The sequence below is a fragment of the Bradyrhizobium sp. 61 genome, from assembly GCF_023073075.1.
Lineage (GTDB): Bacteria > Pseudomonadota > Alphaproteobacteria > Rhizobiales > Xanthobacteraceae > Bradyrhizobium > Bradyrhizobium barranii.
In genome coordinates, this window is record NZ_JADPIU010000035.1 from 189,516 (window position 1) to 211,046 (window position 21,531).

The 21,531-nt window shown below is 63.2% G+C and carries 19 protein-coding genes; 9 read left to right on the top strand and 10 right to left on the bottom strand.

Annotated features, from left to right (window positions below; genetic code table 11):
• Window positions 1-7: 7 nt before the first annotated feature.
• Complete coding sequence (locus IVB46_RS11295) at window positions 8-868, top strand: DUF296 domain-containing protein (protein ID WP_247305402.1); 861 nt, start codon at window positions 8-10, stop codon at window positions 866-868.
• Between the two features lie 16 nt (window positions 869-884).
• Here IVB46_RS11295 and IVB46_RS11300 read toward each other — a convergent pair whose 3' ends face one another.
• Complete coding sequence (locus IVB46_RS11300) at window positions 885-2,957, bottom strand: DUF1217 domain-containing protein (RefSeq protein WP_247305405.1); 2,073 nt, start codon at window positions 2,955-2,957, stop codon at window positions 885-887.
• 265 nt (window positions 2,958-3,222) lie between these two features.
• Between IVB46_RS11300 and IVB46_RS11305 the strand changes: the two genes are divergently transcribed.
• The 3 genes from IVB46_RS11305 (at window position 3,223) to IVB46_RS11315 (ending at window position 6,471) form a co-directional block, all read left to right on the top strand.
• On the top strand, window positions 3,223-3,990 hold the full coding sequence (locus IVB46_RS11305) for an AAA family ATPase (RefSeq protein WP_247305408.1): 768 nt from the start codon (window positions 3,223-3,225) through the stop codon (window positions 3,988-3,990).
• A gap of 955 nt (window positions 3,991-4,945) precedes the next feature.
• Window positions 4,946-5,515 carry an SRPBCC family protein gene (locus IVB46_RS11310; RefSeq protein ID WP_063983150.1) on the top strand — a complete coding sequence of 190 codons (570 nt, stop codon included), beginning with the start codon at window positions 4,946-4,948 and terminating at the stop codon, window positions 5,513-5,515.
• Between the two features lie 2 nt (window positions 5,516-5,517).
• Window positions 5,518-6,471: a cytochrome D1 domain-containing protein gene (locus IVB46_RS11315; protein ID WP_247305411.1), complete on the top strand. Its 954-nt coding sequence runs from the start codon at window positions 5,518-5,520 to the stop codon at window positions 6,469-6,471.
• Between the two features lie 82 nt (window positions 6,472-6,553).
• Here the strand turns inward: IVB46_RS11315 and IVB46_RS11320 are convergent, their stop codons facing one another.
• Together IVB46_RS11320 and IVB46_RS11325 are read right to left on the bottom strand one after the other, a co-directional pair.
• Window positions 6,554-7,489 carry a nucleoside hydrolase gene (locus tag IVB46_RS11320; protein WP_247305414.1) on the bottom strand — a complete coding sequence of 312 codons (936 nt, stop codon included), beginning with the start codon at window positions 7,487-7,489 and terminating at the stop codon, window positions 6,554-6,556.
• A gap of 35 nt (window positions 7,490-7,524) precedes the next feature.
• Complete coding sequence (locus IVB46_RS11325; RefSeq protein ID WP_247305417.1) at window positions 7,525-8,166, bottom strand: HAD-IA family hydrolase; 642 nt, start codon at window positions 8,164-8,166, stop codon at window positions 7,525-7,527.
• Window positions 8,167-8,267: 101 nt separating this feature from the next.
• Between IVB46_RS11325 and IVB46_RS11330 the strand changes: the two genes are divergently transcribed.
• Window positions 8,268-8,495, top strand: a complete 228-nt coding sequence (locus IVB46_RS11330; RefSeq protein WP_071913684.1) for a DUF433 domain-containing protein — start codon at window positions 8,268-8,270, stop codon at window positions 8,493-8,495.
• A 1-nt stretch (window position 8,496) separates the two neighbouring features.
• Window positions 8,497-8,832 carry a DUF5615 family PIN-like protein gene (locus IVB46_RS11335; protein WP_247305420.1) on the top strand — a complete coding sequence of 112 codons (336 nt, stop codon included), beginning with the start codon at window positions 8,497-8,499 and terminating at the stop codon, window positions 8,830-8,832.
• Between the two features lie 6 nt (window positions 8,833-8,838).
• Here the strand turns inward: IVB46_RS11335 and IVB46_RS11340 are convergent, their stop codons facing one another.
• The 7 genes from IVB46_RS11340 to IVB46_RS11370 all read right to left on the bottom strand — a co-directional run bounded on the left by IVB46_RS11340 (window position 8,839) and on the right by IVB46_RS11370 (window position 17,009).
• Entirely contained in the window at window positions 8,839-9,171 is a 333-nt protein-coding gene (locus IVB46_RS11340) for a hypothetical protein (RefSeq protein ID WP_247305423.1), read from the bottom strand.
• 45 nt (window positions 9,172-9,216) lie between these two features.
• A complete protein-coding gene (gene uvrA, locus IVB46_RS11345; protein WP_247305425.1) occupies window positions 9,217-12,195 on the bottom strand; it encodes an excinuclease ABC subunit UvrA in 2,979 nt (992 codons plus the stop codon).
• Between the two features lie 304 nt (window positions 12,196-12,499).
• Window positions 12,500-13,255 (bottom strand): outer membrane beta-barrel protein, encoded by a 756-nt coding sequence (locus IVB46_RS11350; RefSeq protein ID WP_166096658.1) that lies wholly within the window; start codon window positions 13,253-13,255, stop codon window positions 12,500-12,502.
• Window positions 13,256-13,400: 145 nt separating this feature from the next.
• Entirely contained in the window at window positions 13,401-14,165 is a 765-nt protein-coding gene (locus IVB46_RS11355; RefSeq protein WP_247305428.1) for an outer membrane beta-barrel protein, read from the bottom strand.
• 189 nt (window positions 14,166-14,354) lie between these two features.
• Window positions 14,355-15,101 carry an outer membrane beta-barrel protein gene (locus IVB46_RS11360; RefSeq protein ID WP_208086988.1) on the bottom strand — a complete coding sequence of 249 codons (747 nt, stop codon included), beginning with the start codon at window positions 15,099-15,101 and terminating at the stop codon, window positions 14,355-14,357.
• A gap of 223 nt (window positions 15,102-15,324) precedes the next feature.
• Complete coding sequence (locus IVB46_RS11365) at window positions 15,325-16,014, bottom strand: outer membrane protein (protein WP_085404689.1); 690 nt, start codon at window positions 16,012-16,014, stop codon at window positions 15,325-15,327.
• A 233-nt stretch (window positions 16,015-16,247) separates the two neighbouring features.
• On the bottom strand, window positions 16,248-17,009 hold the full coding sequence (locus IVB46_RS11370; protein WP_247305431.1) for an outer membrane beta-barrel protein: 762 nt from the start codon (window positions 17,007-17,009) through the stop codon (window positions 16,248-16,250).
• A 448-nt stretch (window positions 17,010-17,457) separates the two neighbouring features.
• Here IVB46_RS11370 and IVB46_RS11375 point away from each other — a divergent pair, with 448 nt between their 5' ends.
• From IVB46_RS11375 to gyrA, 3 genes are all read left to right on the top strand, one after another.
• The gene (locus IVB46_RS11375; RefSeq protein ID WP_247305434.1) at window positions 17,458-17,970 is read left to right on the top strand and encodes a single-stranded DNA-binding protein; all 513 of its coding nucleotides are present in this window, start codon (window positions 17,458-17,460) and stop codon (window positions 17,968-17,970) included.
• Between the two features lie 202 nt (window positions 17,971-18,172).
• A complete protein-coding gene (locus IVB46_RS11380) occupies window positions 18,173-18,571 on the top strand; it encodes a DUF2306 domain-containing protein (RefSeq protein WP_247305437.1) in 399 nt (132 codons plus the stop codon).
• Between the two features lie 168 nt (window positions 18,572-18,739).
• Window positions 18,740-21,481 (top strand): DNA gyrase subunit A, encoded by a 2,742-nt coding sequence (gene gyrA, locus IVB46_RS11385; RefSeq protein ID WP_063983162.1) that lies wholly within the window; start codon window positions 18,740-18,742, stop codon window positions 21,479-21,481.
• The last annotated feature ends 50 nt before the right edge of the window (window positions 21,482-21,531 follow it).

The following is a 21,531-nucleotide window of genomic DNA, read 5'->3' on the forward strand; positions in this document are numbered from 1 at the left end:
ATACGCGATGCGAAGTATCAAGCAGCCGGGCGCGCCTGTCGCCGAACGCATCCAATGGGTCGAGGCGAGGGGGCGCGCGTTCTCGTTTAGGCTCGAAGCGGGTCTGCCGCTGCTCGAAGCCGCGTGGCGTGGTTTTGCGGCGGAGGGGTTTGCCAGTGGCGTGCTGAATTTTGGCAGCGCTGCGCTCGGACCATTCGCATATGTGATGCCGGCGCTGTCGAAGACAGGTGAGAACGCAGCGTTCTACAGTGACACTTTTCGCCCCAGCGGCGTGACGCGGACGAGACTCGGCAGCATGACGCTCGGTATGCGCGATGGCGCCCCGTTCTTTCATTGCCACGGGCTCTGGACGGAGGCGGACGGCAAGGCAAGCGGCGGGCACATGCTGCCGGACGAGACTGTTGTCGCCGAGCCGTTCGAGGTCGAGGCGTTCGGCATCGACGGCGCGATTTTCACCGCGGAGCCCGATCCCGAGACCAATTTCAAGCTGTTCGGACCGGTGCCCGGTATGAGCACCGGCGCGCGTACGACAAGCCGCGCCTTCGCGCTGCGGCTGCGGCCCAACCAGGATTTTGCCGGCTGCCTCGAAGCGTTCTGCCGCGCGCATGGCATCGCACGCGCGAAGATTCACGGCGGCGTCGGTTCGACCATCGGCGCGCGCTTCACCCATGGCGGGGTGACCGAGCCGTTCGCGACCGAGCTCGCCGTGACAGCGGGGACGATCGTACAGGGCAGTTCGGGCGCACCGGAGGCGGCGCTCGACATTGCCCTGATCGACTACACTGGCGGCATTGCGGAGGGCCGTCTGATCCGTGGGGATAATCCCGTGCTGATGACCACGGAGCTGGTGCTCGAGGTGTTGGGCTAGTACCGGCGAGCGATCATCAGTGAGCACGCAGCTTGGCGATGGCCAAGAACGTGGATTCACTTATCCCTGATATGCCTGAGCTCGATCCTTGAAAGAGGTTGAGCAAGGGAGATTGACCCTGGCCGATGCTCTCGCCGTTTCTGACGTCATACATGGCGGAGAACCGGCTCAACAGTTTTTCAACCTTCGCCGGATCGGAAAGATCCTTGATCTTCATGAATTTGTCCACGACCTTGGCTTGCTGATCGATCTGCATCGAGGCCATCGAGTCAGGCAAATCGAAGGTGGTTCTGAACACCTCTGAAAGAGCCTTGTCGGCAAGGATGTCGTATGCGGACGTGATTTCTCCCGCCTTTCGCTGGAAATAGAGCGCAAGGCGTACGCCGGGATTCGTATCCCCCTGCTGCTGCTCCAGGCTTTGCTGGAGATAGTTCGCCTGTGTTTCCCGGAATTGATCTCTCTTCTGAGGACCCATCATCGGGAGGCGCGCGACGTTACCCTTGCTGTCGAAGTTGAACGACGCAACGATTTCGGCAAAGCGAGGATCGCTCTGCGTGTTCGCGAAGCTCTTTGGGTTGTTCAGGTCGGAGCTGAAGATCTTCTTGAGAAATTCGGTGCTGACCTTCTTAGGGTCCAAACCCTTGGCCAAGAGAATGAAATCGACCATCGGCCTGTTTGCGAGAAGCTCGGAAACGCTGTCGATGCCTGCGATTGCCTCTTGATAAGCCGTCGCATCTTTCGTGGCTAGTGCCCGAATTGCCTTCTCCTGCTGAGGGCTTGCCTGTTTCAGCGCGGCAATGACGTATTCCCTCGCGATCTGGAGGACCTGAGCCGAGTCTTGAGCCACCAAGGGGGTCGTCAGATTGCCTTTTGCGTCGAAGTTGAAGGCGCGTGCGAGCTCTACGTACCGATTGTCCTTGAGGGTATAGACGTAGCTCTTGGGGTCGTTGACGTCGCTTTCGAGGACTGCCTTGATCGTCGCCTTCGAGACCATTCCGGGATCGAGGCCGACGGCGCCCAGCGCAAAATCATACACGCCAGGTGTCGATACGAACGCCTGGACTGAATTGATCTTGCTGAGGTCCGTTCTGAATTGCTTGATCGCCAAAGCTTCGTATATCGGGCTTGCCGCCGAATAGACGGCGGCCTTGCTGTCGTCGAACCGCTTTTTCGTGATCGCGACATTTGCGGCAGTCTGGGCGGACACGCCTGACGGAAGCGACCCGTCGGGCGAGAACTCGAACGCGCCGGCCAGGTCTACAAACCCGCCAATCGTCGCTATCTGGTCACTGAGGCTGGAAATGCTTTTCGTATATGACTCCAGGTGACTTTTTTCGACCAGGATCTGGATGTTCAACTGGGTCACGTCGGCGCCCGGTTGCGATAGTTGGGCCTTGTAACCGGTTATCTTTAGATCAGCGGCGCTGGCGTCCGATTTGGCTTGAGCAAGCTGGGCGTTGAGGCCGGTCAACTGAGAAGCGAAGGTGGTGTTGACGTAGCTATTTGGATCGGACGGATCGCTGCGCAAGACCTGACTTATCGTGTCACCCGGCCACTTGCTTTGATCGATCCCGTATGCCGAGTAGACATAGTTGCGAAGACGGTCGTTGTTCAGGAGTTGGTCTGCACTGCTGATCTTGCCGATTTCAGCGCTGTAGTAATTCGAGTCTGCGGCAAGCGCATCGACCTGGCTCTTCTTGGTCGTCGTGTACAGACCGATCATCTCGTCGGTCTGGTCTCCCGATTGCGCAACTGGCGTGGCACTGCCATTGAAGGAGAATGCCGCAGCAAACTCCCGGTAGCGCTTGTCTACCAACTTGTTGACGAAGCTCTTTGGGTCGGAGAGGTCGCTCTCCAGCACCTTCTTCATGAAAGCCTTGGCGTAGGCCATGTCTTCCAGGCCATATGCCTTCATCGCATAATGATACAGGCGATAATCTTTCATAAGATCATCGACGGTCCGCACCTTGCCGATGTTGGCTTTGTAATAGGCGGATTCTCGCGCGACATCGGGTTGCTGTTCAACCCGCGTCAGGGACTGCTTGAGATGGTGCGCAATGTAGTTGTAGCTGAAATACGTTGATACCATCGCGCATTCCTCGCGGCTCTACGGTCCTGGACTTCCGTCAATCATTGCCGGGTCGCGGGGTGGGGGCTGGCCTCATGCCAGCAAGCTGTCTCGCAGCAACGTTTTCTTAAGGCGATTCTTTGCTGCAATCTTAGGTGTTAATTTGCGTCCAAGTGACGCATGCCGGGTTTTGTTGCTGTATGTTTCTCAGGTGCTGCTTTCGTGAGGATTGTGTTCCTGATATGTTCCAGTCGAAATATCGACCGGAGTGGGTTGGAAGCAGAGCATGAGCCGACGAAGCAATCGCACCATCAACCTGCCGGCGCCGTATCTGAAGCGGGTCTGGCTCGATCCGTCGCAGGTTCGCGATCGCGCGGCCTATCCGTTTTGCCTGCCCATCTTTCCGGATGATTTCGAGCTCAACTTCGACGCCGCCATCACGATCATCGTCGGAGAGAATGGCACCGGGAAGTCGACGATCCTCGAGGGTATCGCAGCGCTTGCCGGCTACGACGATGCGGGTGGAGGCAAGGGCTACATGCCCGTCGACCATTCCGAAGCGCGGGAGAAGATGGGCGGCCGGCTTTCCAGGGCCTTGCGTGCAAGCTGGCTGCCGAAGATCACCAACGGCTGGTTTTTTCGCGCCGAGAGTTTTTTCTCGGTGGCGCGATATCTCGACAAGGCCGCACGTGATGCCGGCCAGGCCGGCCCCGACTTCCTGTCGCATTCCCATGGCGAAGGTTTTCTGCGCTTCTTCGAAGAGCGCTGCCAGCGCCAGGGCATCTTCATCTTCGACGAACCGGAATCGGCGCTGTCGCCGGCGCGTCAGATCGAATTCCTGAAGCTCTTGCGACGCATGGACGAGTCCCGCATCTGCCAGGTCATCATGGCAACCCATGCGCCTCTGCTGATGGCCTATCCAAACGCGAGACTGTTGCGGTTGGGCAAATACGGCCTGGAGCCGACGACGGTGGAGCAAACCGATCATTACCGGGTGATGCGCGAATTCTGCGACGATCCGCGCGGGTTCGTGGAGGCGACACTGGCGGAGTAGGCGAGGGGCGCGCTCCCACGGCACTCGCTCTTCTCGTGTCCCGGACGCGCTGCAGCGCGTAGCGGTGCGGCGCAGCGCAGGGACTTACGCAGTCACACGCTCGCTGATGCATGGGCCCCGGCTCTGCAGCGCACAGCCGCACTGGACGATGCTGCGCATCGCCAGGGAAGCGCTGCGCTGCGTCCAGGGCACGCGAGCAGATTCTAGCTTTGCATTCGAATTCAAATCGCACGCACGGATTCGCATCCTCGCGGCAAGATCTGCCCGAGCTCTGCTATATTCATCGCCCCCAAAAGTGCCGAGGGCGCAGGGAAGGCCGGGTGCCGGCTGGCACCCGCGGTCCACTGTGCGGAAATTGCGCTAGGAAATTTGCACAGCGGCATACAGGTGAAGCCAAACATCCGGCCTTCCCTGCGCAGTGGTTTGACGGCTTATGTCGTGATCTCCCCGGGGAGCGATGCACTATTGCCCCCGTCGCCTTGCGGATGACTGATGTGCGGGCCCGGTCGGGCCGCCACATCACCGCAAGACTTGGCGCACAGGCTCCGGGCGCCAGGACGGCACGGTTTTACCGTACACAGGCTGCACCGGTCGTGTGCGCGCGGCGTTCGCTCACGGTTGCCCGCCCTGCAAACCACCTTCGCGCCGACGCCGCCTGCGTCCACCACGTCCCATCCCGCGTGTCGTGACGATCGCGATAACGCCCCTCGGCCCGGGGTGGGATGGCTCTCTATTTGATAATCCGAAATACGGATAAAGAGAATTATTTCTGCATGGTGTGGTTGACCCGCCCATTGGGTGTTTTGCCCGCCGGGCGGCGCAAGGGGTTGTGGGACGCGCGAGCGCGCGCCGCAACGCCGCCATGAACAGGTCTCCCCACGGCCGCAAAATGCGCTACCATGATCGCAGCGCGCCTCAAGTCGCGCACGATCCACGAGACGCATGAGGAAACGAGATGAGGGTGACGATTGGACGGCGCATGGTCATGGGCGCGGTGCTGACTGCCGCGGGCGCGGTGGCTTTGACGGCGGCGTTTGGCCCGGCCTGGGCGCATGGGCCGACCCGGCAGAAGGTGCGCGAATCCATCGAGATCAACGCGCCGCCGGCCAAGGTGTGGGCCGCGATCGGCAATTTCCAGGACATGAGCTGGCTGCCGCCTGTCACCAAGACCGAGGGCGAGAAGGGCAATGAGATCGAAGCGACGCGGCGGCTGACCCTGACGGGAGGCGCCACCGTCGATGAGGAACTCTACAAGTTCGACGCTGCCGCGATGACCTATTCCTACCGGATCACCAAGGTGGACGTGAAGGTGCTGCCGGTCACCAATTATTCCTCGACGCTGACGGTGACGCCGAGCGCCGACGGCAAGGGCGCGACGCTGGAATGGGCGGGCGCGTTCTACCGCGGCTTCCCCAACAACGATCCGCCGCCCGAGCTGAGCGACGAGGCCGCGGTGAAGGCGGTGAAGGGGCTCTATCAGGCCGGGCTCGAAGCGCTGAAGAAGAAGATCGAGAGCGGAAGCTGACCGTGCGGGCGCGGGTCCTGGCGGCGCTCGCCGCCAGCCTTTGCGCGGCCAGTATTGGCAGCGCGTCCGCCGAAGAGGCGTTCGTCACCAACCAGCTCAGTGACGATCTGATGGTCGTGGACCTCGAAACGTCGCGCAGCGTTGCGACCATTCCGATCGGCGGCAAGCCGGCCGGCGTGGCCGTCAGCGCGGACGGGCGCTTTGCCTATGTCACGAGCCCCGACGCCAAGGCGGTGACCGTGGTCGACGCGGCAACGCGGCAGGTCTCGGGGCGGATCGAGGTCGGCGGCGGGCCGCTCGGCATTGCCGTGACGCCCGATGGCAAGACGCTCTACGTCGCCGACTGGTATGCCGCCGCGGTGCGGGTGATCGATACGGCCACGCGCAGCGTCACCGCCAGCATTGCGGTCGGCGCCTCACCGTCGGGGCTCGCGGTGACGCCTGACGGCAGGCTGCTGCTCTCGGCGGACCGTGACGACGATAGCGTCTCGGTGGTGGATACCGCAACGCGTGAGCGCAAAGCGACCATCAAGGTCGGCACCCGTCCGTTCGGCGTCACCATCGATGCCGAGGGAAAACGCGCCTACACCGCCAATGTCGGCTCCAACGACGTCTCGGTGATCGACATCGCCGCGAGCCAAGAGATCGGCCGCGTGCCGGTCGGGATGCGTCCTTATGCGGTGGCGCTGACGCAGGGCCGCGGCTTCGTCACCGACCAGTATGGCGGCACCGTCAGCGTGTTCGACCTGGCGACGCTGAAGCCGGTCAAGCGGATCAATGTCGGCGACTATCCCGAAGGCATCAATGCGACCGCCGACGGCAAGCGCGTCATCGTCGCCTGCTGGGAGAGCAACACATTGAGCATCATCGATGCCGCCGAGCTGAAGGTGATCGGCGAGGTCAAGACCGGCGACGGCCCGCGCGCGTTCGGGGCGTTTCTCAGGCGGACGGAGTAGGGGGCGCGGAGCATCTGTAGCCTGCATGGAGCGAAGCGGAATGCGGGGACACTTTCCCGGATTGCGCTTCGCTCCATCCGGGCTACGGTGCTAAACCACTCTTAGATCCGGCAAACGCCTTCAACTTCAGGAAAAAGTCCTTCAGGATCGGGTTGCGATCCACATAGGTCACGTAGCGGATCGGATGCCGCCGGCGGTCGATGCTCCACGTGATCTGATCCGTGAGAACCGGAGCCGGGATGATCACGCTCGGTGCCCACGCGGGATTCAGTAGCCAGCCGACCGGCGCCATGTCCCAGATCTCCTTGGCCCAACCCAGATGGTCAGACGAGTATTCCTTGAAGCGCATGGCGAGGAACGCGCCGATGCTGCCATGCGGTTCGACGTAGCGCTCGATCTCCGGCACCGCGCTGTGAAGGTGCGAGGTGACGCCCTTGCATGGCACGAGCACGAGCGGCACGCCGCTGTCGAACAGCACCTGCGCGCCGCCGACGTCCTGCTTGAGATTGAACTCGATCGTGTGCGGCCATTCAAGCGAATGACCGCCAAGCCAGACCACCACCACGCGGTCGATGATGTCGGGGGCCTTGAGCAGCGCCGAGGCGACATTGCTGATGGCGCCGATGGCAATGACGTAGAGCGGATTGTCAGGGGAGCCTGCGCGCGCCCGGGCCACGAGGTCGTTGACGGCGGGGGCCTGTCGAGCTTGCTTGGCAGGGCCGACATATTCGGTGACGCCGCGATGAACCAGACCGTCAGGCGAGACGTTCAGGCGCTCGAGCAGGCGCAGGATTTCCTGGTAGCTCAGCTCCATGCCGTGGCCGGGACTGTCGGCGCGTGTGTTGAAGAACGGCGCGGCGTAGATCGCCTCGACGTCGAACCGGTCCTTCGACAGCAGCATCTGTACCAGCGCGAACTGATCGTCGATCTCGTTGTAGGTGTCGGTGTCGAGCACCACGCGCACCTTGCCGACCGGCGGCTCCAGCAGTTTGAGGCGGGCTGCGTCCGAGAGTGTCATCACCGTCTCCTTGGGCCGGGCGTGCCGATTGCTGATCAGGCCTTGAGCGAAATCCGGCAGACCACGTCTGCGATCTCATCCATCTGCGCGAACATGTGATCGGGCGCAAGCGCCCGCAGCGCCGCCGGCGCAGCGTAGCCCCAACTCACCGCGCCGCAGGCAATCCCCACCGCCCGCGCCGCCTCGATATCGCGGACCTCGTCGCCGATCGCGATCACGCGGCCTGGCTCCACGCCCGCGCGGCGGATGACGCGGCGGAATTTCACCGGCTTGCCGAACAGCGATGCCGCGCAATCGAAATGCGCGAACAGGGCGGCGGACTCGCCAAGCTTCTCGCGCGCATTGGCTTCGCTGTCCGAGGTCACCAGCGCGAGCTGCACGCCGTTATTGGCCAGCGTCTGCAGCATCGTCTCGACGCCCGCAAACAGCGGAATCTCCGCCGCCGCCTCCGCCTTCAGCCGCCGTGCATGCCGCGCGATCGCCGGCAGCTTCCACAAGGGCACCTCGAGCCGGGCGAGGATCTCGCGCGATGAGGCATGCCGCAGCGCTTCGATTTCGTCATCCGCGACGCGACGAAAGTTGAAGCGATCGGCGACATCGTTGATGGTGCGCAGGAACCACGGAAAGCTGTCGGCCAGCGTGCCGTCGAGATCGAAGATAGCGAGGGAGTAGGGCATTGGAGGAGGGGAAGTGCCGGGCGGACCTTGCGCATCCCGTCCGCTGGCGATGCGCTGACAGATGCTATCGGAGATGCTATATTGGCGTCCAGAGGTGACAGATGTCGGAGCTACTGGCAAGAATTACCGTCGATCCGCAGCGTATGCATGGACGCCCGTGCATTCGCGATCTGCGGATCACGGTCGCCGACGTCTTGGGACTGCTATCCGCCGGACAGTCGCGGGAAAGCATCCTCGAAGATTATCCATATTTGGAAGAGGCCGACATCGACGCGGTGCTCGCCTATGCTGCCCGTCAGGTCGATCATCCGATCATAGCGGTCAAGTAGCTTGCTTTACCTGATCGACGCTCAGCTTCCGCCTGCACTTGCGGAAGCCTTACGTCGTGCTGGATACGATGCGGTTCATGTGGTCGAGTTCGGCATGGCAAACGCGACCGACGGGGCGATTTGGAGCGAGGCCGTTTCTCGATCGGCCGTTCTCGTAACCAAGGACCGTGACTTCTCGCTTCTCCGCGCCGCCAAGAAACTGGGACCGATCGTGCTGTGGGTGCGTGTTGGCAATATCGACAATCGCGCGCTGATCCGCCAGTTCTTGGGCGCCATGCCGCAAATTGTCGAAGCCGTCGCGCGAGGCGAGGCGGTTATAGAATTTGTTGGCAGCTAGCAGGATTCACCGCAATTTGCGCACGTGAACATTGATGTCGAGATCGATGTTGCTGACGCAGGTCTGAGTAGTCCGGTGAGAGCCGCCCTCGTGCCAGTGGCCATCGCGCGTGCGGGCGTTGGTGATATTGGCGAGCTTCAGGCATCGCCATTGCGGCAGCGGTCCGCTGCTCTCGCCGCCAAATTGCCAGGCGAGCACGGCTTCCTCACCCATCTTGTTGGTGCCGATGATGTGGGGGCAGAGCTCGCGATAGCGCCCCTCGTAGATGCAGGTTACCTGCTGCTCGGCGAGGATTGCCTTGCGGAAGAGCGTGTAGGTGCGGCTGGGCATCGCGGACACTTGCAGACTTTCCCCGATGATCCCGCGGACGAGGCGGAATGAATTCTACTCCGCCGCCTCGCTCGTGCTCCGCCGCTTCGGCTTCCGCGCCTTCTTCAGCACCGGCTCCAGAAACTTGCCCGTATAGCTCCTTGGCGCCTTCGCGATATCCTCCGGCGGGCCCCAGGCGACGATCTCGCCGCCGCCGTCGCCGCCTTCGGGGCCGAGGTCGATGACCCAGTCGGCGGTCTTGATGACTTCGAGATTGTGCTCGATGACGACGACCGTGTTGCCCTGGGCGACCAGCTCGTGCAGCACCTCCAGCAGCTTCTTGACGTCATGGAAGTGCAGGCCGGTGGTCGGCTCGTCCAGGATGTAGAGCGTGCGGCCGGTGGCGCGCTTGGACAGCTCTTTTGCCAGTTTGACGCGCTGGGCCTCACCGCCGGAGAGGGTGGTGGCCTGCTGGCCGACATGGATGTAGTCGAGGCCGACGCGGTGCAGGGTCTGGAAGGTTTCGCGCACGCGCGGCACCGCCTTGAAGAAGTCGGCGGCTTCCTCGACGGTCATGTCGAGCACGTCGGCGATGCTCTTGCCCTTGAACAGGACCTCCAGCGTCTCGCGGTTGTAACGCTTGCCCTTGCAGACGTCGCAGGTGACGTAGACGTCGGGCAGGAAGTGCATCTCGATCTTGATGACGCCGTCGCCCTGGCAGGCCTCGCAGCGGCCGCCCTTGACGTTGAAGGAGAAGCGGCCAGGCTCGTAGCCGCGCGCCTTCGCTTCGGGCAGGCCGGCGAACCATTCGCGGATCGGCGTGAAGGCACCGGTGTAGGTCGCGGGATTCGAGCGCGGGGTGCGGCCGATCGGCGACTGGTCGATGTCGATGATCTTGTCGATGTGCTCGAGGCCCTCGATGCGATCGTGGGGGGCGGCGCCTTCGCTGGCGTTGTTCAGCTTGCGGGCGATGGCCTTGTAGAGCGTGTCGATCAGCAGCGTCGACTTGCCGCCGCCGGAGACGCCGGTGACGGCCGTGAACAGGCCCAGCGGAATTTCGGCCGTGACGTTCTTGAGGTTGTTACCGCGCGCGTTGACCACCTTGATGGTGCGGCGATGGTTCGGCGGGCGCCGCTCCGGCACCTCGACCTCGAGCTCGCCGGTCAGATATTTGCCGGTGAGAGATTTCGGGTTGCGCATGATCTCGGCGGGCGTGCCTTCGGCGACGATGTTGCCGCCATGCATGCCGGCGCCGGGGCCGATGTCGAGGACGTAGTCGGCGAGCAGGATCGCGTCCTCGTCATGCTCGACCACGATCACGGTGTTGCCGAGGTCGCGCAGGCGCTTCAGCGTGTCGAGCAGGCGGGCGTTGTCGCGCTGGTGCAGGCCGATCGAGGGCTCGTCCAGCACGTAGAGCACGCCCGTCAGGCCCGAGCCGATCTGCGAGGCGAGGCGGATGCGCTGGCTCTCGCCGCCGGACAGCGTACCGGACGAGCGGGACAGGGTGAGGTAATTGAGGCCGACGTCGAGCAGGAAGGTGAGGCGCTCGCGAATCTCCTTGAGGATGCGGCCGGCGATCTCGTTCTGCTGCGTGTTCAGCGCCTCGGGCACGGTCTCGAACCATTCGCCGGCCTTCCTGACCGACAGCTCCGAGATCTCGCCGATATGCTTGCCGCCGATCTTGACGCAGAGCGCCTCGGGCTTCAGCCGGAAACCCTTGCAGCCTTCGCAGGGGACGTCGTGGAAATATTTTGCGAGCTCCTCGCGCGCCCACTCGCTCTCGGTCTCACGATAGCGGCGGTTGATGTTGGTGATGACGCCCTCGAACGGCTTCTTGGTGTCGTAGGAGCGGACGCCGTCCTCGTAGGAGAACTTGATCTCGTCCTCGCCGGAGCCAAGGAGGATCGCGTTCTGCGTCTTCTTCGGCAGATCCTTCCATTTGGTGGTCAGCGTGAACTTGTAGTGCTTGCCGAGCGCAATCAGCGTCTGCACGTAGTAGGGCGACGATGACTTGGCCCAGGGCGCAATCGCGCCCTTGCCGATGGCGAGCTCCTTGTCGGGGATGACGAGGTCTTCGTCGACATGCTGCTCGACGCCGAGGCCGCCGCAGGCCGGGCAGGCGCCGTAGGGATTGTTGAACGAGAACAGGCGCGGCTCGATCTCCGGAATCGTGAAGCCGGAGACGGGGCAAGCGAATTTTTCCGAGAACAGGATGCGCTCGGGCCCGCTCTTGTCGTGGATTTTTGCGGTCTTCTTCTTCTCCTCGACGGGCGCAGCCGCTGCAGGCGCATCGGCGAACTCGACGACGGCGAGGCCCTCCGCGAGCTTCAGCGCGGTCTCAAAGCTTTCGGCGAGGCGCTGGCCGATGTCGGCGCGCACCACGATGCGGTCGACCACGACGTCGATGTCGTGCGGAAATTTCTTGTCGAGCGTCGGCGCCTCCGCGAGCTCATGGAAGGTGCCGTCGATCTTGACGCGCTGAAAGCCCTTCTTGAGCCATTCGGCGAGCTCCTTGCGGTACTCGCCCTTGCGGCCGCGCACGACGGGGGCGAGCAGATAGAGGCGGGTGCCTTCGGGCAGCGCCAGCACGCGGTCGACCATCTGCGAGACGGTCTGGCTCTCGATCGGCAGGCCCGTGGCGGGCGAATAGGGCACGCCGACGCGCGCCCAGAGCAGGCGCATGTAGTCGTAGATCTCGGTGACGGTGCCGACGGTCGAGCGCGGGTTCTTCGAGGTCGTCTTCTGCTCGATCGAGATCGCCGGCGACAGGCCGTCAATCTGGTCGACATCAGGCTTCTGCATCATCTCCAGGAACTGACGCGCATAGGCCGACAGCGATTCGACGTAGCGGCGCTGGCCCTCGGCATAGATGGTGTCGAAGGCGAGCGAGGATTTGCCGGAGCCGGACAGCCCGGTGAACACCACCAGCTTGTCGCGGGGGATCTCGACGTCGACATTCTTGAGGTTGTGCTCGCGCGCGCCACGGATCGTAATTGCGCGCAGGCTGGATCCCGCGTTCTGCTGTTGGCGCTTCGCCTTGATCACTTCATCCATCCGAGTTGCCCTCAAGGAATCCCAAAGGTGCGCGATCGCGCCAACAAAAAAGGCGCGCGTCGCCCGGAACCGGGATCGGCGCCGATGGGTATGGCAGCGAACGTAGGAAGAACGGGGACGGATTTCCAGTGGCGTGTGCGAATCGTCAACGGATTGTTGGCGCGCTGGCGGCATCTGGCAGGAGCGGGGCGCCCGGAACATGCGAAGGGCGGGCGCGAGGCCAGCCCTTCGTTCGCGTTTGAATGCGGATTTGGGGCAATCCGCACATGATCAGGACTTGGAGGTTCCTGAGGGAAGCTTGGTCTCAGTATTTGGCGACGACCGGGCCGCCCCAGCGGTAATTGATGCGGATCAGGCCCATGTCGATATCCTGGCCGATCCGGTCGGTGCGCGGGGCGAAGCCGCCGACGAGCGTTGCGAAGTCGGCGCTGTGATGGCCGAGGAAGACATGGTTGTACTCGCCGCCGACCGACCAGTTCTCGGCAAAGCCCCATTCCACGCCGATGCCGATGGTGTAGCCCCAGCGGGTCTGGTTGACGCTGTTGAACACCGCGGCCGGGACGCCGGGGACGAAGGTGTCGTACTTGTCGTGCGCCACCGCGGCGCCGGCCTTGCCATAGAAGAGCAGGTTGTTGACGGCGTAGCCCATCTGGCCAGTGAACAGGCCGAAGCTGTCGATCTTGGTCTGGTTGGTGAACAGCGGCAGCGCCACGCTGACATTGCTGCCCTTGAAGTCGGCCCAGTTGCCCTGGCCCTCGATGCCGAACACCCAACGCGACTTCTGCCAGCGATAACCGAGCTGTCCGCCGACCGTGCCACCGCCCGCATTGTGACAGCCTTCGCCAACGGCCGGATCGACAGCGATGCCGAGCGCGCGGGTCACGCCCCAGCAGGCATGGGCCAAGCCGCCGCCGCCGTTGATGCCGGCATAGATGCCGCTCCAGTCATAGACGGGAACGGCGGCCGCCGGCGCCTTGTAGATCGGGAGATCGGCGGCGGTAGCCGGCGCGACCGCACCGAGTGCGAACAGGCTGACCGCAGCCAGCATCCACGTCTTCATGTCACGTCCCCAACTCGCCAAAGCCATTAGCGGACGCCTTGCGCGCGCCTCACGACTCCAAGACGGTTGGGTGCACCCTCGCGCGAAAACAAAAAGGCCGGCGCAAGGCCGGCCTTTCGTAACGCGATGGCGTCGGAGGCGAAGATCAGTATTTGGCGATGAGGGGGCCGCCGAACCTGTAACTGACGCGGGCCGTTGCAATGTCAACGTCCTGGCGGATCCGATCGGCGCGCGAGAACGTGCCGTTGTTGAACGTAAAGCGGTTGTCGCGCGATCCCATGAAGCCGTGCACATAATCGACGCCGACCACGATGTTGGGCGTTACGCCGAAATCGAGGCCAGCACCAATCGCTCCGCCCCAGCGCGTTTCATTCGCCCTGTCGAACACGAAGCCGGTGGCGGTGGTGAAGCCCTCGTATTTGTCGCTCACAACCATCGCACCACCCTTCGCGTAGAACAGCACATTGCTCCAGGCGTAGCCGACCTGGCCGGTCACGAGGCCGAAGGCGTTGATCTTCGAGCGGTCTGAGCCGACGCCGCCGGCAGCCAGGCTCGGTCCATTGGAGCCGCTAAGGTGAGCCCAGTCGCCCTGGCCTTCCACGCCGAACACCCACGACGCGCTCTGCCAGCGAAAGCCGGCCTGGCCGCCGGCCACGCCGCCGGTCGCGGTGTGGCAGCCCTCCGATGCGGGGGGAGTGACCGGCGCACCGAGGATGTTGGTGACGATGTCCCAGCAATTATGGCTCCAGCCGCCACCACCGTTGGCGCCGATGTAGAAGCCGCTCCAATCGTAGACCGCGGCGATCATCGGGGCAGGAGCTTTGGTGTAGGGGCTCGCCGCCAGGTCGGCCGCCGAAACGGACGTGGTCATCGCGACTATGCCGGCGGCGGCAAGCATAAACTTGTTCAAGACGGACCCCCCAAGGCCAAAGTTGTTGCGATCTTCGATACAACCTTCGAGGTGCGACAGTCTGTCACCGGAGGGTCACAGCGCGCCGAAAAATGGAACTTGTCCGCAAGCGCTCGCGCCGTGCGCGCGAAAACAAAAAGGCCGGCGCAAAGCCGGCCTTTCGTAACGCGATGGCGTTGATGGCGAAGGTCAGTACTTCGCCACAACCGGGCCGCCGAAGGTGTAGTTCACGCGGACCGTGCCCATATCGACGTCCTGCTTGATACGGTCGATGCGGTCGTTGATGCCGAGAATCGTGAACGAGTTGTTGCGCTTGCCCATGAACAGATGGTCGTATTCGATCGCAACGGACCAGTTCGGCGCGAAGCCGAATTCGAGGCCGGTGCCGACCGCGCCGCCCCAGCGCGTCTCGCTTGCGCTGTCGAGGACCACGCCGACGACCGTGCCGTTGTACTTGGCATGCGTGACCGCCGCGCCACCCTTCACGTACCAGAGCACATTGTTCCAGGCATAGCCGACCTGGCCGGTGAACAGGCCGATCGCGTCGATCTTGGTCTCGTTGACCAGCGGAGCAAGCGCCACGCTCGTATTCGAGCCCTTCAGATTGGCCCAGTCGCCCTGGGCTTCAAGGCCGAACACCCAGCTGGCCGACTGCCAGCGATAACCGACCTGGCCACCGACGACGCCGCCTGTCGCATTGTGACAGCCTTCAGCCGTGTCCGGACCCGCAACGCCGAAGATATTGTTGACATCCCAGCAGTTGCGGCTCGAAGCGCCGCCGCCGTTGATGCCGAGGTAGAACCCGCTCCAGTTGTAGATCGAGGCCACAGCAATGGGCGCCTTGGTGTAGGGGCGGGCCGCCAAATCGGCCGCCGAGGCGGGAGCCAACGCGCTGAGTGCGAACAGACTGGCCGAGGCCAGCAAAACCTTCTTCATTTCAATTCCCCAGTTTCGTTTCTCTTTGTCGACCAAAAACGGCCGACCCAATGACCCAACCGATGTCATTGCTCTACACCATTGAAGCCGAAGGTTGTGTCACCGGGATACCACAGCTTTCCCCGAAAACGTTGGGAATCGGTTGGCCTGGATCTGGACGCGCGAAAACAAAAAGGCCGGCGCAAGGCCGGCCTTTCGTAACGCGGTGCGTTGGAAGCGAAGCTCAGTACTTCGCGACCACCGGGCCCCCGAAGTGATAGTTCACGCCGACCTGCACGGTGTGGAAGTTGAGCGTGCCGGTGGGCAGGGCGCCCGAGAAGTAGGTCTCGCCGCCGAGGCTGCGATAGAGGTACTCGCCCTTGACCGACCACTGCGGAGCGAAGAACGCCTCGACGCCCGCGCCGACGGTCCAGCCGGAGTGCCACTTGCTGTCCGACGCGGTCAGGCCGAGAGCGGAGAGGGTGATCTTGTTGTCGATCCAGGCGTAGCCGCCGGTGCCGTAGAACAGGACCTGATTGACGGCGTAGCCGATACGGCCGCGCACGGTGCCCATGGCATCGGTTTTCGAGCTCGCCGTTGCGGTCACAACGCCGAATCCGGGAACAACAGTGGCGCCGGTCGCCGAAGCACTGACATCAGCCCAGGAACCATCAGCCTCGACGCCGAACACGACGTTACCGGTCTGCCAGTTGTAGCCGGCGGTGCCGCCGACGAAGCCACCCTTCATCTTCGGGTCGCCGGAACCGTTTTCCCAGGCGCCGCCGCCGACGATACCGAGGTAGAAGCCGGTCCAGTTGTAGACCGAGGCCACCGCCACCGGAGCCTTGGTGTAGGGGCGCGCCGCGAGATCAGCGGCCGAAGCCGGAGCAGCGAGAGCGAACAAACAGGCCGAAGCCAACAAAACCTTCTTCATTTTCAAACTAATCCCAGTCCCGGTTTCTGTTTTTGCCTTCCGTGCGTTCGGAAGGACATCGGACGCCGTGGTCCAACTGATGTCGTGCTTACATCAGCAAAGCCGCAAGTTGTGTCTCCCAAAAGCCACAATAATCGCAAAACGTAACGGTGACTGACCTATAATTCCCGTTGCCCACGCAAAAAGGCCGGCGCGAGGCCGGCCTTTGATCTCCAAGCGATCCCAGAGGGATGTCAGTATCTTGCGATCAGCGGGCCGCCCCAGCGATAGTTCACGCGGACGAGGCCGATATCGACGTCCTGGCTGATGCGATCGGAGCGTGTGGCGACGCCGAGCGGGGCGAAATTGCCGGATCCGGTGAAGCCGATGGTGCGGTTGCCGAGGAAGATGTGGTCGTATTCGAAACCCACGGTCCAGTTCGGGGCGAATCCGAACTCGACGCCCGCACCCACGGTGCCGCCCCAACGGGTCTCGTTGGCCCGGTCGAACTCGAGGCCGCTGGCGACGTCGAAGCTGCGGTAGCGATCGCTGACGACGGCGCCGCCGCCCTTCACGTAGACCAGGACGTTGTTCCAGGCGTAACCGACCTGACCGGTAATCAGGCCGAAGGCGTTGATCTTCGAACGATCGCGCAGGCCGCTGATAGCACTGATGTTGTCACCCGAGAAATCGGCCCAGTTGCCCTGGCCTTCGAAGCCGAACACCCAGTTGGCTGACTGCCAGCGGTAGCCGACCTGGCCGCCGACCGTGCCGCCGGTCGCGTTGTGGCAGCCTTCGCCTACGAGAACGCCACCGCCGATATCGACGTCCCAGCACTTGTGGCTGGTGCCGCCGCCGCCGTTGATACCGATGTAGAAGCCGCTCCAGTCGTAGATGGTCGCGATCATCGGTGCTGGAGCCTTGGTGTAGGGACGCGCAGCGAGATCTGCCGCGCTTGCGGGAGCCGACAGCCCCAACGCGATTGCACCAATAGTACCAATCAAAATCTTATTCATTGCAGTCCCCCCAGTTTCTGACCGCTTTTCGAAGTCCCCGAAGCGGCTGATCAGGCGCGACGCCTATAAGAATCTAATTCCGCAGCAAGCGTAGCTTAGGCGGGAGGCGGAGTCCGTCTCCGGAATGCAACAGTCGGGCGGCATCTGAACTGCTTCTAACTTGATGAATGTTAAGCTGTTTCGCCGTCCTCAGGAATTCGGGGAAATTCCATTTGGCGCAGGCCGTCTTTGTGCAGCGCGGTGCCGTCTTGCCAACGCAACAAGGTGAGGGGTGTCATAAGAACAAATCTGGAACGAGCCGGCCAGGGGTGCTATATGTGGGGATAAGTGGAGGGGTGACGGGCCGATCCGTCCGCGCAAGCGTATAGGTCGCGTCAACAGGTTGCAGAGGACGCGGGCGCGTCCCGGGCCTTCTAAAATTCAGTGGCATTCGGAGTGGAGAGCGGCGATGGCGGGAAGCGTCAACAAGGTCATTCTGGTTGGAAATCTCGGCAAGGATCCCGAAATCCGCCGCACCCAGGACGGGCGGCCGATCGCGAATTTGAGCATCGCCACCTCGGAGACCTGGCGCGACAAGAATAGCGGCGAGCGCAAGGAAAAGACCGAGTGGCATCGCGTCGTGATCTTCAATGAAGGGCTCTGCAAGGTCGCCGAGCAGTACCTGAAGAAGGGCGCGAAGGTTTACATCGAGGGCGCGCTCCAGACCCGCAAATGGACCGACCAGAGCGGCGCCGAGAAGTACTCCACCGAGGTCGTGCTCCAGGGCTTCAACTCGACCCTGACGATGCTCGACGGCCGCGGCGGCGGTGGAGGCGGCAGCTTCGGCGACGAGCCGGGCGGCGATTTCGGCTCCTCCGGTCCCGTCAGCAGCGCGCCGCGCCGTGCCGTTGCCGCCGGCGGCGGCGGTGGTGGCGGTGGTGGTGGCCGCAACAGCGACATGGACGACGATATCCCGTTCTGAGGCGGGCGGGGGCGCTTCGCCCCTGATGTCACCTTGCTCGCCTGAAACGACAGGATTTCTTACCAATTGGCGGGCAAAGCTCGGTTTTTCCGGGCTTGCCTCATGTGCTGCCTCAAGCCTTTGACGAGGCATGATGTGAATGGTATTAACTTGATGTTAATCCTATTCACATGGGTCGGCCGTCGATTAGAGGAAGCCCTGCATGAGCGTTGCGCCACTGCTTGAGGCTGCTCCGGCGATCCCGCTGCATGCCTTTGCCGCAATGGCCGCCTTCGTGCTCGGCCTCGTTCAGTTTGCCGCCCCCAAGGGCACGCTACCGCACCGGACGATCGGCTGGATCTGGGTGGCGCTGATGGCGGTGGTGGCGGCCTCGTCGTTCTGGATCCACCAGATCCGTCTGGTCGGGCCGTTCAGCCCGATCCATCTCCTGTCGATCTTCACGCTGGTGATGTTGCCGCTCGCGGTGTGGCGGGCGCATACCCATCGCGTCACTGATCACCGGCGCATCATGATCATGACGTTCGTCGGCGCGCTCGTGATTGCCGGGCTGTTCACGCTTGTGCCTGGACGGATCATGCACCGGGTGATTTTCGGAGCCTAGGACGTGGTTCCATGCGGCTCATTCCGGCTTCCCTCGAGGCAGTGGTGCTGAGCTCGTAAGTCTCTGGAAAAACAGTCGGAAAAACCGCTTCCCCAGACCTCGCAAGGGTGGTTATCAGGGGGGCGATGCGCTATATGATTCCCAGATAAAATCTCACCGGATTTCCCCTTGGCTGACGACGACAACAAGCCCGGCGACCAGCCGGCGCAACCCTCGGACATTCGTCCCGTTTCCATCTACGAGGAGATGAAGAAGTCCTACCTCGATTACGCAATGAGCGTGATCGTGGCGCGTGCGCTGCCTGATGCGCGCGACGGGTTGAAGCCGGTTCATCGTCGCATCCTCTACTCGATGAACGAGCAGGGGCACACGCCCGACAAGAAGTACGTCAAGTCGGCGCGCGTGGTCGGTGACGTGATCGGTAAATATCATCCGCATGGCGACCAGTCGATCTACGACGCCATGGTCCGGATGGCGCAGGACTTCTCGATGCGCGTGCCGCTCATCGACGGCCAGGGCAATTTCGGCTCGGTCGACGGCGATCCCCCGGCCGCCTATCGGTACACCGAAGCGCGACTGACGAAGGTGGCGTTGGCTCTGCTGGCCGACATCGACAAGGACACCGTCGACTTCCAGCCGAACTACGACAACAACGAAACCGAGCCGTCGGTCCTGCCGGCCAAGTTCCCGAACCTCCTGGTCAACGGGGCGGGCGGCATCGCGGTCGGCATGGCCACCAACATCCCGCCGCACAATCTCGGCGAGGTCATCGACGCCTGCGTCGCGTTGATCGACAATCCTGCGCTCACCATCGAGGAACTCATCAACATCGTTCCGGGACCGGATTTCCCGACCGGCGGTGTCATTCTCGGACGCGCGGGCATCCGCGCCGCCTATCACCTCGGCCGCGGCTCGATCGTCATGCGCGGCAAGGTCGCCATCGAGACCATCCGCAAGGAGCGCGAGGCGATCATCATCACCGAGATTCCCTACCAGGTGAACAAGGCGACGATGGTCGAGCGCATCGCCGAGCTGGTCAAGGAAAAGAAGATCGAAGGCATCGGCGACCTGCGCGATGAATCCGACCGCGACGGCTACCGCGTCGTCATCGAATTGAAGCGCGACGCCGTGCCGGATGTGGTGCTGAATCAGCTGTACCGATTCACGCCGCTGCAGACGAGCTTCGGCGTCAACATGGTGGCGCTCGACAGCGGCCGTCCGCGGATCATGCATCTGAAGGACCTGCTGGCGATCTTCGTCGACTTCCGCGAGCGGGTCGTCACGCGTCGCACCAAGTTCCTGCTCGCCAAGGCGCGCGATCGCGCCCACATCCTGGTTGGTCTGGCGATCGCGGTCGCCAATATCGACGAGATGATCCGCGTCATCCGGACCTCGCCCGACCCGACCACTGCCCGCGACACCCTGATGTCGCGCGACTGGCCGGCACGGGACGTCGAGGACATGCTGACGCTGATCGACGATCCGCGCCACCGCATCAGCGAGGACGGCACGATCCGGCTGTCGATGGAACAGGCGAGGGCCATTCTCGACCTGCGCCTTCAGCGCCTCACCGCACTCGGCCGCGACGAAATCCGCGACGAGCTCGACAAGCTCGCCGGCGAGATCGCCGACTATCTCGACATCCTGCGCTCGCGCGCCCGCGTGCTGGGCATCATCAAGACCGAGCTCGCCGAGGTGAAGGCCGAGTTCGCGACCCCGCGCCGCACCGTGATCATCGAGCAGGAGGGCGAGGTCGAGGACGAGGACCTGATCCAGCGCGAGGATATGGTCGTCACCGTCTCCCACGCCGGCTACGTCAAGCGCGTGCCGCTGTCGGCCTACCGGGCGCAGCGCCGCGGCGGCAAGGGCCGCGCCGGCATGCAGACCCGCGACGAGGATTTCGTCAGCCGCCTGTTCGTGGCGTCGACGCACACACCGGTGCTGTTCTTCTCGTCGCGCGGCCAGGTCTACAAGGAGAAGGTCTGGCGCCTGCCGATGGCCGCGCCGAACGCGCGCGGCAAGGCGCTGATCAACATCCTGCCGCTGGAGCAGGGCGAGCGCATCACCACCATCATGCCGCTGCCGGAGGATGAATCGACCTGGGGCAACCTCGACGTGATGTTCGCCACCACCGGCGGCAACGTCCGGCGCAACAAGCTGTCCGACTTCGTCGACGTCCGCCGCTCCGGCATCATCGCCATGAAGCTCGATGAGAATGAAGCGATCGTGGACGTGCAGATCTGCACGGAGCGCGACGACGTGCTGCTGACCGGCGCCGGCGGCCAGTGCATCCGCTTCCCCGTCCCCGACGTGCGCGTGTTTACCGGCCGCACTTCGATGGGCGTGCGCGGCATTGCGCTTGCCGAGGGCGACAAGGTGATCTCGCTGGCGATCCTGCGCCACATGGAGACCACCTCGGACGAACGTTCGGCCTATTTGAAGATGCGTCGTGCGGTGGCCGGCGAAGCCGTGGTCGACGAGGCTCCGGCGGATGCCGAGGCCGAAGAGACGACCTCCGGCAGCTTCCAGCTCCCGCAGGAGCGCTATGTCGAGATGTCGGCGGCCGAGCAGGTCGTGCTCACCGTCTCCGTCAACGGCTACGGCAAGCGGACCTCGTCCTACGAGTACCGCACCACTGGCCGCGGCGGCAAAGGCATCGTCGCCATGAGCGTCAACAACCGCAACGGCAATCTGGTGGCCTCATTCCCGGTGGAAGACGCCGACCAGATCATGCTGGTCACCGACAAGGGCCAGCTGATCCGCTGCCCGGTCGAAGGCATCCGCATCGCCGGCCGCTCGACGCAAGGCGTGATCGTGTTCGACACCGCCGAGGACGAGCACGTCGTCTCGGTCGAGCACATCACGGAAGAGGCCGATAGTGGGAACGGCGAGAACGGGAACGGTTCGTAGATCGAGCCGATCCCGTCAGGTGTCGTCCCCGTTGACGGTTGCAATCAACC

What these genes read in the sequence shown, in the direction of transcription:
- IVB46_RS11300 (WP_247305405.1), bottom strand. Translation starts at nt 2,957, where the DNA reads ATGGTATCAACGTATTTCAGCTACAACTACATTGCGCACCATCTCAAG.
- IVB46_RS11305 (WP_247305408.1), top strand. Translation starts at nt 3,223, where the DNA reads ATGAGCCGACGAAGCAATCGCACCATCAACCTGCCGGCGCCGTATCTG.
- IVB46_RS11360 (WP_208086988.1), bottom strand. Translation starts at nt 15,101, where the DNA reads ATGAAGAAGGTTTTGCTGGCCTCGGCCAGTCTGTTCGCACTCAGCGCG.
- IVB46_RS11310 (WP_063983150.1), top strand. Translation starts at nt 4,946, where the DNA reads ATGAGGGTGACGATTGGACGGCGCATGGTCATGGGCGCGGTGCTGACT.
- IVB46_RS11350 (WP_166096658.1), bottom strand. Translation starts at nt 13,255, where the DNA reads ATGAAGACGTGGATGCTGGCTGCGGTCAGCCTGTTCGCACTCGGTGCG.
- IVB46_RS11320 (WP_247305414.1), bottom strand. Translation starts at nt 7,489, where the DNA reads ATGACACTCTCGGACGCAGCCCGCCTCAAACTGCTGGAGCCGCCGGTC.
- IVB46_RS11375 (WP_247305434.1), top strand. Translation starts at nt 17,458, where the DNA reads ATGGCGGGAAGCGTCAACAAGGTCATTCTGGTTGGAAATCTCGGCAAG.
- IVB46_RS11370 (WP_247305431.1), bottom strand. Translation starts at nt 17,009, where the DNA reads ATGAATAAGATTTTGATTGGTACTATTGGTGCAATCGCGTTGGGGCTG.
- IVB46_RS11330 (WP_071913684.1), top strand. Translation starts at nt 8,268, where the DNA reads ATGTCGGAGCTACTGGCAAGAATTACCGTCGATCCGCAGCGTATGCAT.
- IVB46_RS11365 (WP_085404689.1), bottom strand. Translation starts at nt 16,014, where the DNA reads ATGAAGAAGGTTTTGTTGGCTTCGGCCTGTTTGTTCGCTCTCGCTGCT.
- IVB46_RS11325 (WP_247305417.1), bottom strand. Translation starts at nt 8,166, where the DNA reads ATGCCCTACTCCCTCGCTATCTTCGATCTCGACGGCACGCTGGCCGAC.
- IVB46_RS11380 (WP_247305437.1), top strand. Translation starts at nt 18,173, where the DNA reads ATGAGCGTTGCGCCACTGCTTGAGGCTGCTCCGGCGATCCCGCTGCAT.
- IVB46_RS11295 (WP_247305402.1), top strand. Translation starts at nt 8, where the DNA reads ATGCGAAGTATCAAGCAGCCGGGCGCGCCTGTCGCCGAACGCATCCAA.
- uvrA (WP_247305425.1), bottom strand. Translation starts at nt 12,195, where the DNA reads ATGGATGAAGTGATCAAGGCGAAGCGCCAACAGCAGAACGCGGGATCC.